Annotated in this window: 13 protein-coding genes; 11 read left to right on the forward strand and 2 right to left on the reverse strand. The window is 55.6% G+C overall.

Annotated features, from left to right (window positions below; translation table 11 throughout):
- Positions 1–56: 56 nt before the first annotated feature.
- The 5 genes from ACOTYH_RS20735 (at position 57) to adrA (ending at position 4,414) form a co-directional block, all read left to right on the forward strand.
- Positions 57–740 (forward strand): extensin family protein, encoded by a 684-nt coding sequence (locus ACOTYH_RS20735; protein ID WP_421637884.1) that lies wholly within the window; start codon positions 57–59, stop codon positions 738–740.
- 169 nt (positions 741–909) lie between these two features.
- The gene (locus ACOTYH_RS20740) at positions 910–2,124 is read left to right on the forward strand and encodes a multidrug efflux MFS transporter (RefSeq protein ID WP_015571317.1); all 1,215 of its coding nucleotides are present in this window, start codon (positions 910–912) and stop codon (positions 2,122–2,124) included.
- 208 nt (positions 2,125–2,332) lie between these two features.
- Positions 2,333–2,593 carry an anti-adapter protein IraP gene (iraP, locus tag ACOTYH_RS20745; protein WP_003859148.1) on the forward strand — a complete coding sequence of 87 codons (261 nt, stop codon included), beginning with the start codon at positions 2,333–2,335 and terminating at the stop codon, positions 2,591–2,593.
- Positions 2,594–2,887: 294 nt separating this feature from the next.
- Complete coding sequence (psiF, locus tag ACOTYH_RS20750) at positions 2,888–3,208, forward strand: phosphate starvation-inducible protein PsiF (RefSeq protein ID WP_015571316.1); 321 nt, start codon at positions 2,888–2,890, stop codon at positions 3,206–3,208.
- Between the two features lie 102 nt (positions 3,209–3,310).
- Positions 3,311–4,414, forward strand: coding sequence for a diguanylate cyclase AdrA (gene adrA, locus ACOTYH_RS20755; protein WP_023296005.1), 1,104 nt, complete (start codon positions 3,311–3,313; stop codon positions 4,412–4,414).
- A 16-nt stretch (positions 4,415–4,430) separates the two neighbouring features.
- Here adrA and proC read toward each other — a convergent pair whose 3' ends face one another.
- Positions 4,431–5,240, reverse strand: a complete 810-nt coding sequence (gene proC, locus ACOTYH_RS20760; RefSeq protein WP_015571314.1) for a pyrroline-5-carboxylate reductase — start codon at positions 5,238–5,240, stop codon at positions 4,431–4,433.
- 97 nt (positions 5,241–5,337) lie between these two features.
- Here proC and ACOTYH_RS20765 point away from each other — a divergent pair, with 97 nt between their 5' ends.
- The 5 genes from ACOTYH_RS20765 to ppnP all read left to right on the forward strand — a co-directional run bounded on the left by ACOTYH_RS20765 (position 5,338) and on the right by ppnP (position 7,974).
- A complete protein-coding gene (locus ACOTYH_RS20765; RefSeq protein WP_003859141.1) occupies positions 5,338–5,796 on the forward strand; it encodes a YaiI/YqxD family protein in 459 nt (152 codons plus the stop codon).
- A 144-nt stretch (positions 5,797–5,940) separates the two neighbouring features.
- Positions 5,941–6,465, forward strand: a complete 525-nt coding sequence (gene aroL, locus ACOTYH_RS20770) for a shikimate kinase AroL (protein ID WP_017383154.1) — start codon at positions 5,941–5,943, stop codon at positions 6,463–6,465.
- A 44-nt stretch (positions 6,466–6,509) separates the two neighbouring features.
- Positions 6,510–6,701, forward strand: a complete 192-nt coding sequence (gene yaiA, locus ACOTYH_RS20775; protein ID WP_003859135.1) for a protein YaiA — start codon at positions 6,510–6,512, stop codon at positions 6,699–6,701.
- 236 nt (positions 6,702–6,937) lie between these two features.
- On the forward strand, positions 6,938–7,615 hold the full coding sequence (locus ACOTYH_RS20780) for an AroM family protein (protein WP_003859133.1): 678 nt from the start codon (positions 6,938–6,940) through the stop codon (positions 7,613–7,615).
- 71 nt (positions 7,616–7,686) lie between these two features.
- Positions 7,687–7,974, forward strand: a complete 288-nt coding sequence (gene ppnP, locus ACOTYH_RS20785; protein ID WP_003859131.1) for a pyrimidine/purine nucleoside phosphorylase — start codon at positions 7,687–7,689, stop codon at positions 7,972–7,974.
- Positions 7,975–8,021: 47 nt separating this feature from the next.
- On the opposite strand, the gene rdgC is transcribed toward ppnP, so the two are convergent.
- Positions 8,022–8,936, reverse strand: coding sequence for a recombination-associated protein RdgC (rdgC, locus tag ACOTYH_RS20790; protein ID WP_006809928.1), 915 nt, complete (start codon positions 8,934–8,936; stop codon positions 8,022–8,024).
- Positions 8,937–9,059: 123 nt separating this feature from the next.
- Between rdgC and mak the strand changes: the two genes are divergently transcribed.
- Positions 9,060–9,965: a fructokinase gene (mak, locus tag ACOTYH_RS20795; protein ID WP_204267801.1), complete on the forward strand. Its 906-nt coding sequence runs from the start codon at positions 9,060–9,062 to the stop codon at positions 9,963–9,965.
- The last annotated feature ends 121 nt before the right edge of the window (positions 9,966–10,086 follow it).

Genomic DNA, 10,086 nt, shown 5'->3' on the forward strand with positions numbered 1-10,086 from the left:
CCGGCGGGTTTCGCGGCCTTCTGCCATAATGTTTTGGGGATGCTGAAGGGGGGCGCGTGAAAGGAAAAGGTCTGCTTATTCTTATTGTTATTGCCGGGATCGCCACGGTGGGCTACCGCTGGTTGCCGCCGTATTACAATCCTTTCGTGCCGCTTACGCTTGACGATCCGCCCGGAAAAATAACCCAGTTTAAACTTCGGCGTTTAACACCGCAGGCATGCGAAAGCCTGTTAGCGCAGGCGAATCAACACCAGCTTATCCGTACCCAGGCTGTCGCTGACAGCGCCGGTGAGTGTCCGCTGAGTAACGTGGTGCGCGTGCGCGATTTTGGCCCGGTGAGCCTGAACAGCAGCTTTCTGGCCAGTTGTCCGCTGGCGTTAAGTTCTGCGCTGTTTGTCAGCCAGCAGGCCCGACCGCTCACCAAAACCTGGACCGGAAGCGAGCTTACGCGTATTGAACATCTGGGCAGCTTCGCCTGCCGCAATATCTACAGCCGCCCGGATGCGCGGCGCAGCGAACATGCCACGGCGGATGCGCTGGATATCAGCGCTTTCAGGCTGGCAAATGGACAGCGCGTTACCGTCCTGAACGGCTGGAAAGCGGAAAAGACGCAGCCCTGGCTACAGGCCCTGCTCTCGGCAAGCTGTGGCTATTACGGTAACGGTCTGGGGCCGGACTATAATGCCGCCCATGCCAACCATTTCCATCTGGGGATGCGCGGCTATGGATTATGTCGATGAAGCATAATCTTCCGCCAAAAAATGGATAAATTGTGACTTATTTCACAAATATGATGACTGGGAAGATAAAACACCAAAGTCTGCAAGGCCGCATCTCTGGCGCTATGTCATTGCGCGTAACTTGCTAATCTGTCGGCGAATTCGCCTAAAAATGAAGACTATTTCTGTTATGGAATCCTGGAAAGTTAATCTCATTTCAGTCTGGTTCGGCTGCTTCTTCACCGGACTGGCTATCAGCCAGATATTGCCCTTCCTGCCGCTGTATGTGTCGCAGCTGGGAGTGACTTCCCATGAAGCGCTCTCGATGTGGTCCGGCCTGACGTTCAGCGTGACGTTTCTGGTCTCCGCCATTGTGTCGCCGATGTGGGGCAGCCTGGCGGATCGCAAGGGGCGCAAGTTGATGCTGCTCCGCGCCTCGCTGGGGATGGCGATAGCCATTTTGCTCCAGGCCTTCGCCACCAACGTCTGGCAGCTGTTTATTCTGCGGGCGATAATGGGGCTGACCTCCGGTTACATTCCGAATGCCATGGCGCTGGTGGCCTCACAGGTACCGCGTGAGCGAAGCGGCTGGGCGCTCAGCACGCTTTCCACGGCCCAGATCAGCGGGGTCATTGGCGGCCCGCTGCTCGGCGGCTTCCTGGCGGACCATGTCGGGCTGCGTGCGGTCTTTATCATTACCGCGATCCTGCTAACGATCAGCTTTCTGGTCACCCTTTTTCTGATTAAAGAGGGCGGGCGGCCTGTTGTCAGTAAATCCGAACGCCTGAGCGGAAAAGCGGTTTTCGCCTCGCTGCCTTATCCTGGCCTGATGATTAGCCTCTTTGTGACGACGATGGTGATCCAGCTCTGTAACGGTTCGGTAGGGCCGATTCTGGCGCTGTTTATCAAGTCGATGGCGCCGGACAGCAGCAACATTGCTTTTCTGAGCGGGATGATTGCCGCGGTGCCGGGCGTGTCGGCGCTGATGTCTGCTCCGCGTCTGGGGAAACTGGGCGACAGGATCGGTACGGCACGTATTCTGATGGCAACGCTCATCATTGCGGTGATCCTTTTCTTTGCCATGTCATTCGTCACCACACCTCTTCAGCTCGGCATCCTGCGCTTCCTGCTTGGCTTCGCGGATGGCGCCATGCTGCCCGCTGTTCAGACGCTGCTGGTGAAATATTCCAGTGACCAGGTAACCGGCCGCATTTTTGGCTACAACCAGTCGTTCATGTATTTAGGCAACGTAGCAGGCCCGCTTATCGGCGCCTCGGTCTCGGCGATGGCGGGTTTCCGCTGGGTATTTGCCGCGACGGCGGTGGTGGTCCTGCTGAATATTATTCAACTGGCCTTTGCCTTGCGACGCCGCAGGCGAATCGCTGAGGCAAAGTCGGCCCGGTAAACACGATAATATATTATTTATTCTTATGAACGCCGCATTTTTATATAACGAAATGCGGCGCCTTTCTTTCAGGAAAACGTTTCGCTTTCGCGCTGAAATATCTTTTTTGGCAGCGATGTCACTTTTGCATAAGATAAAGCCAATCCATGCTTTTCATTATTCAGAGAGGGTGTTAATTTCAGGGGAAATCACATAAGGAAATAGCACCATGAAAAATCTCATTGCTGAGTTGTTGGTTAAGCTTGCCCAAAAGGAAGAAGAGTCGAAAGAGCTGGTTGCCCAGGTCGAGGCGCTGGAAATCGTTGTGACGGCGCTGCTGCGACAGATGGCAAAACCGGAGCAGGAGGCGTTGATCGACAACGTTGAAGGCGCGCTGGAAAAAGCGCGTCCTGATTCCCAGGTGCCTGCGGAAGATGCGGAGCTGCTTCAGCAATACGTAAAGAAGCTTTTAAGGCATCCTCGCAGCTAACCTGTCTGAGGTGAAATGACGTGTCACAGAATTGTCATGCAGGATGCCTGGCGTCGCTCTGTTTTTATTTTTACACATTTATGCAGGGAAAATTAAATTGAGACAGAGCACACCTTTCACCGCATAATTTCTGTTATTAATTACCGCCTCCCCCCCGGCGAAACCGGTTAATGAATATTGTGCCGATACAGGGCTGAAATAACCGCAGAGCCCGGCGAAAATCAGAGTCGCAGGGTGGTTTTTTTCCCGTAACGAGCCAGACTTAACGTGGAACTTCACATAAAGGATGGTGCAATGAAAACAACAATACTGGTTACCCTGCTCTCTGGCCTGTGTCTGATCGCCTCAGCACACGCGGAAGAGAAAACGTTAACGCCCCAGCAGCAGCGCATGACGACCTGTAACCAACAGGCGACATCGCAAAGCCTGAAAGGGGATGCCCGTAAAACGTACATGAGCGACTGCCTTAAAAATGGTGCGGCTAAACCCGGTGAAAAAAGCCTGACCCCACAGCAGCAAAAAATGCGTGAGTGTAACGCCCAGGCGACACAGCAGATGCTGAAAGGCGACGATCGCAGCAAGTTTATGAGCGCGTGCCTCAAAAAACAGGCGTAGTGCTAACGGGTGAGTCACGGCTGTGGCTCACCCAAAATTTCATACTTTCCCCGCTATCCCCCTCTCTATAATTTGGGAAAATGTTTCAGAATATTCCCAAAAATGATGAATGATGAGTTTTATGACAATCACGAGAACATTCGGGAAGCGTGGCACCAGCAGCTTTCTCAGGATGATTCATACCGTTCCGGTCTGCGATTTGCCCGGCGAATACGGCTGGCACGCATCGTTGGTCTGGCGGCGCTATTTGTTCCGCTTGCCAGCGTTCTGGTGAGCCAGTTTCTTTCCGGCGTCTGGTGGTTATTGCTGGTGGGCTGGGTCTTTGTCTGGCCCCATCTGGCCTGGCAGCTGGCTTTTCGTTCGGCTGAACCCCACAGCAGTGAAATTGTTAATCTGAAAATCGATGCCATTATTGCCGGTGTCTGGATGGGGCTAACAGGGTTCAATGCGCTACCAACGGCGGCGCTGATCGTGATGATCGGCATGAATATGATGGGATCGGGGGGATGCCGGTTATTTCTGACAGGACTCGCGCTACTTGCCCTGTCTGCCCTGTTGACCGTGCAATCCACGGGTACTCCTGTGGTATTGACCTCTGAACCGCTGGCGTTGTGGCTGACGCTCCCCGTGCTGGTGGTCTATCCCATACTGTTTGCCTGGCTCAGCCACCGCACGGCGATCCGTCTGGCAGAGCATAAGCGTCGGCTTGAGCTGATGAGTACCCGCGACGGAATGACCGGCGTGTTCAATCGCCGTCACTGGGAAACGCTGCTGCGTAACGAATTTGAGGCCTGCCGTCGCAGCCATCGACAGGCGACGATACTGCTCATCGATATCGATCACTTCAAGACGATCAACGACACCTGGGGGCATGACGTGGGGGATGAAGCGATTGTCGCCATCACGCGCCAGCTTCAGCTGACCCTGCGCTCAGGCGATTATATTGGCCGTTTTGGCGGGGATGAGTTCGCGGTGATCATGTCCGGCACGCCTGCCGACAGCGCGATTGCAGCGATGTCGCGCGTCCACGAACGGCTGGTCAACATGCCGCTGCACGGAGCACCTATGGCGAGGTTGTGTATCAGCGTTGGGGTTGCCCCCTGGGGGGCGCAGTTCACCCACTATCGTGAATGGCTAAAGGCGGCGGACGTGGCCCTCTATAAAGCCAAAAATGCCGGACGGGGCCGCACCGAAGTGGCCGCCTGACGCCCGGCGTAGCGCATCAGGACTTACTGAGCTTCTCTGATTTTTCCATGCATTTTTCCATCGCCTCGATCACGGCGGAGCGGAACCCGCGATCTTCCAGCACGCGCACGGCTTCAATGGTTGTGCCCCCCGGTGAGCACACCATATCTTTCAGTTCGCCCGGATGTTTACCCGTTTCCAGCACCATTTTGGCCGAACCCATCACCGCCTGCGCTGCAAATTTGTAGGCCTGCGCGCGCGGCATTCCACCCAGTACGGCGGCATCGGCCATGGCTTCGATAAACATAAAGACATACGCCGGGGCAGAGCCGCTCACGCCGACTACCGGGTGGATCATCGGTTCGGCAATCACTTCCGCTTCGCCGAAGCAGCGGAAAATATTCAGTACATCCGCCACGTCTTCAGATGTGACCAGCGCGTTCGGGGTAACGGATGTCATACCGGCATTCACCAGCGACGGGGTGTTTGGCATGGCGCGAACAATCTTACGGTCGTGGCCCAGCGCGCGGGCGAGCTGATCGAGGGTCACGCCTGCGGCAATCGATACCACCAGGGTCTCTTTGTTAAGGCTGGAGGTGATCTCGCTCAGGACTTTAATCATGATATTCGGCTTAACGGCGCCAAAGACAATATCCGCCACCTGAGCCACGTCCTGTGCGCTTTCGGCAGCGTTGACACCATACTCATCACGCAGCGCCGCGACTTTATCCGGGGATGGGGTATAGACCCAAATCTGCCCCGGCAGCACCTGCCCGCTGGCAATCAGTCCGCCGAGGATAGCTTTGCCCATATTTCCGCAGCCGATAAACCCGATTTTCTTATCCATCACGTCTCTCCGTTTTTATGCGTTGTTATCTCTCATTGATAGCTTAACAACGAAATGCAGGCGACAATAGTCACCAGAATCATAATGGGGAGAGACTATGGCGATTTGGGTTGATGCGGACGCGTGTCCGAATGTCATCAAAGAGATTTTATTTCGTGCTGCCGAGCGCGTGCAGATGCCGCTGACGCTGGTGGCGAACCAGAATATCCGCGTGCCGCCCTCCAGATACATCCGTTCTCTGCGCGTTCCGGCCGGGTTTGACGTGGCGGATAACGAGATAGTACGCCTGTGTGACGCAGGAGATCTGGTGATCACCGCGGATATCCCGCTGGCTGCCGATGTACTGGCGAAAGGGGCGGCGGCGCTGAACCCGCGCGGAGAACGCTATTCGCCGGCAACGATCCGGGAGAAGCTCACCATGCGTGATTTTATGGATACGCTTCGTTCCAGCGGCGTGCAAACCGGTGGGCCGGACAGCCTGTCGCAGCGCGATCGCCAGCAGTTTGCCGCCGAGCTGGATAAATGGCTGCTGGAAGTGAAGCGCCGCCCGGCGTAGCCCACCTCCGGGCGGTTTTGTGGTACAGTGTGGCTTCCACAGGCTTGTCATTCCGTACCGCTTTGCAGTAAAGTTAGCGCAACATCTACTGCAATCATTTCTTTACAGCCTTCAGTTATCCGGCAGCAAGGGGAACACCTGGTTATGAACCCACCCATCTTTTTAGTTGGCCCTCGCGGCTGTGGGAAAACCACCGTTGGTCTGGAGCTGGCGCGTCTGTGCCAGAGTCAGTTTGTCGATACTGACCATTGGCTCCAGGAGAATGCCGGTAAGACCATCGCCGATATCGTTGAGGATGAGGGTTGGGAGAGCTTTCGTGCGCGTGAAACAGCCACGCTGGAAGCGGTGACCGCGCCGTCAACCGTGATCGCGACCGGTGGGGGCATTATTCTGGCACCGTATAACCGCCAGTTTATGCGCGAAAAGGGTGTCGTGATCTACCTCTGTGCCCCGGTCTCTACGCTGGTGGGGCGGCTGGAGGCGTTTCCGGAAGAGGGACAGCGCCCGGCGCTGACCGCGAAACCGCTGAGTGAAGAGGTCAGCGACGTCCTCGCCGAACGCGATGCACTGTACCGCGAGGCGGCACACCACGTTGTAGATGCGTCGGCGTCACCCGAGAAAGTTGCGATTCAGATTATTACCGCCCTGCGTTTGGCTTGCGCCAGCTAACAGCCGTCTATACTCATAGCTCAGACATAAAAAAAGGATGAGCTATGCCAACCAGACCTCCCTATCCACGTGAAGCCCGCATCGTTACCGTTGAAAAAGGTAACGGCGATCAGACCGTAACCTGGTACCAGCTGCGTGCCGATCACCCTAAACCTGATTCGCTGATCAGCGAACATGAAACCGAACAGGAAGCGCTGGATGCAAAACGGCGCTATGAGGATCCTGAGAAGTCCTGACAGGAATCCGAATTCGTTACAACCGTGCCTGAATCACACTTTTAACATATCGCTGATGTTAAGCAGCAGTTAATATTTAGTTATTACAGGTGGATTCGGAAAGGCCAGTCGATCTTTACATTACGGTGTAGAGATCCCCTGCTACCCTTGGTGCTGTTTTGTTGAAAAAATGAACAGTGCAGCGTAGTGAGCCTGTACTTATGTGGCAGTTGTGGTAGTAACGGAAGGCGATCAAAATGAAGGCGACGTTGGCGATCCTCACGATTGGTGTGGTGCCTGTAAGCGAAGTATTACCGCTCTTAACCGAGCATGTCTCTGAACAACAAATTACGCATCTCAGTCTGTTAGGGAAGCTCAGTCGGGAAGAGGTCATGGAAGACTACGCGGTCGGAGAGGGGGAAGATCCCCTGGCAACGTTACTCAGTGACGGTAAACTGGCGCATGTGTCGCGCCAGAAAATCGAGCGCGCGCTACAGGGCGTGATCGAAGTGCTCGACAATCAGGACTATGACGTTATTTTGCTGATGAGCACGGCACCCGTTAAAGGGCTCAGCGCGCGTAATGCCATTCTGCTCGAACCGATGCGGATTATCCCTCCGCTGGTGGCCTCAATTGTTGATGGTCATCAGGTTGGGGTCATCGTTCCCGTTGAGGAACTGCTGGATAACCAGACGGTGAAGTGGGCCGCGCTGGAGCACACCCCGCTGTACGCACTGGCAAACCCGTTCTGGGACAGCGAAGCGAAGCTGATTGCGGCCGGGCAGGAGTTGATCGACAGAGGGGCGGATGTCCTGATGCTCGACTGCCTGGGCTTCCATCAGCGGCATCGTGATTTACTGCAAAAGGCGCTGGATGTTCCGGTGCTGCTCTCTAACGTCCTGATGGCGCGCCTGGCGTCAGAATTACTGGTGTAATGATTTTGCGTGACAGGTCATGAGCATGGCCCCTATAGTGGATTTTTCTCAATAAATATAAGGGCCAGTTCATGCTTCAAAGTAACGAATACTTTTCCGGTAAAGTGAAATCCATTGGTTTTACCAGCAGCAGCACTGGCCGCGCCAGTGTCGGCGTAATGGCGGAAGGGGAATACACCTTTGGCACCGCAGAAGCGGAAGAGATGACGGTGGTCAGCGGCGCGCTGAACGTCCTGCTGCCGGGTGAAACGGAGTGGAAAGTCTATAGTGCCGGGCAGGTCTTCAACGTGCCGGGCCACAGCGAGTTCCATTTGCAGGTTGCAGAGCCAACCTCTTATCTGTGCCGCTATCTGAAATAAAAGCATGCCGGGTGGCGCATTCGCTTACCCGGCCTGCGTTTTGCCTGTCAGCGCTGCGCTTCGCCGCCGAGACCTTCCACCAGGTTCTGAATTAACGCCGCCAGCTCGCCGGTCATCAGGATAAAGTCTGCGTCAAAGCGCTGAGCATAATCTTCGCGGTCGATATCTTCGTTCTGATCGCGCAGTTCATCGCAGAACTTAAGGCGCTTCACGGAGCCGTCATCACACATCACAAACTGAATGCGCTGCTGCCAGTCGAGTGCCAGTTTGGTCACCACTTTGCCCGCTTCAATGTGCACGGCGATTTCGTCGCTCACCAGATCCTGTTTCTTCGCGCGGATCACGCCGCCATCTTCCAGCAGCGCTTTCAGCTCTGCTTCATCAAGGATCTGGAAGCCCTGCGCGGCAGTCCCGCTGCGCACCCACTCGGTCAGGGTCAGCTCAATCGGCGTTTCCAGCGCCAGCGGTACTACCGGTAATGAGCCAAGGCTCTTACGCAGCAGCGCCAGCGTATCTTCCGCTTTTTTGGCGCTGGCGCAGTCCACCATGATCAGCCCGTTCACGGTGTCGATCCACATCATGGTCTGGCTAAAGCGGCTAAAAGCGCGCGGCAGCAGCGAGTGCAGCACTTCATCCTTCAGCGAATCTTTTTCGGTTTTTTTAAGCTTACGGCCCTGTTCAGCTTCCAGCTTGAAGATCTTCGCTTCGAGCGCCTGCTTAACCACGGGCGTCGGCAGGATCTTCTCTTCTTTACGGGCGCAAACGATGATTTGCCCCGTGCTGCTGGCGTGGGTCAGCGCATCGCTTTGAGAACCCATTGGCGGAACCCAGCCGGTTTTTGCCATATCCTGGCTACCGCAAGGGGTAAAGGAGTAAGCGGCTAACTGTTTTTCCATCTCTTCTGCACGCAGCGAAACGTCGCGGCTGAGACGGTAAACCATCAAATTTTTGAACCACAGCATGATAATTTCCACGGCCTTGTCGTTAAATCAGCGGGCATGATAACGAATTGTCGCATCGCTTGCATTGCTAATCGGGAAGCGGGCTTCTACTCTGTTGATAATCAAAATAATGAGGAGTGTCTTGTGCGTATTGGGATTGATTTGGGCGGCACCAAAACAGAAGTTATTGCGCTGAGCGAGCAGGGGGAGCAACTGTTTCGCCACCGTCTGCCTACGCCGCGCGATGATTATCACCAGACCATAGAGACGATTGCCCGCCTGGTCGATATGGCAGAGCAGGCAACGGGCGAGACGGGCACGGTCGGGATGGGGATCCCCGGCTCCATTTCGCCGTATACCGGCGTGGTGAAAAACGCCAACTCCACCTGGCTCAACGGTCAGCCGTTTGATAAAGACTTAAGCCAACGCCTGAACCGGGAGGTGCGTCTGGCGAATGATGCCAACTGCCTGGCGGTGTCTGAGGCCGTGGATGGCGCAGCGGCTGGCGCGCAGACCGTATTTGCGGTCATTATCGGCACCGGCTGCGGGGCGGGCGTGGCCTTCGGTGGGCGCTCGCATATTGGCAGCAACGGCACCGCGGGCGAGTGGGGACACAATCCGTTGCCGTGGATGGACGAAGATGAACTCAAATACCGCGCCGAAGTACCGTGCTACTGTGGCAAGCAGGGCTGTATTGAGACCTTTATTTCCGGCACGGGGTTTGCCACCGATTATCATCGTCTGAGCGGTCAGCCGCTGAAAGGTAACGAGATTATGCGTCTGGTTGAGGAGCAGGATCCGGTGGCTGAACTGGCGCTCAGCCGCTACGAAATGCGGCTGGCTAAGTCACTGGCGCATGTGATCAATATTCTTGATCCCGACGTGATTGTACTGGGCGGCGGCATGAGCAACGTCGACCGGCTGTACGCCACGGTGCCAACGCTGGTGAAACAGTGGGTATTTGGCGGCGAGTGCGAAACGCCGATCCGCAAAGCCGTCCACGGAGATTCCAGCGGAGTGCGCGGCGCGGCGTGGCTCTGGTCGGAATAAACGCAAAACCGTTTTTGATGTTTGTGCCCTCTCCCCGTGGGGAGAGGCTACCCCAGTAATTTGAAAGCAAAAGCTATAACGTTGCCTCAGAATAACTGAGGGCTTTCAGCGATGCCTCGGT

Origin of the sequence: Enterobacter cloacae complex sp. SHL001 (assembly GCF_049236825.1) — a bacterium.
Classification (GTDB): Bacteria; Pseudomonadota; Gammaproteobacteria; order Enterobacterales; family Enterobacteriaceae; genus Enterobacter; species Enterobacter hormaechei_C.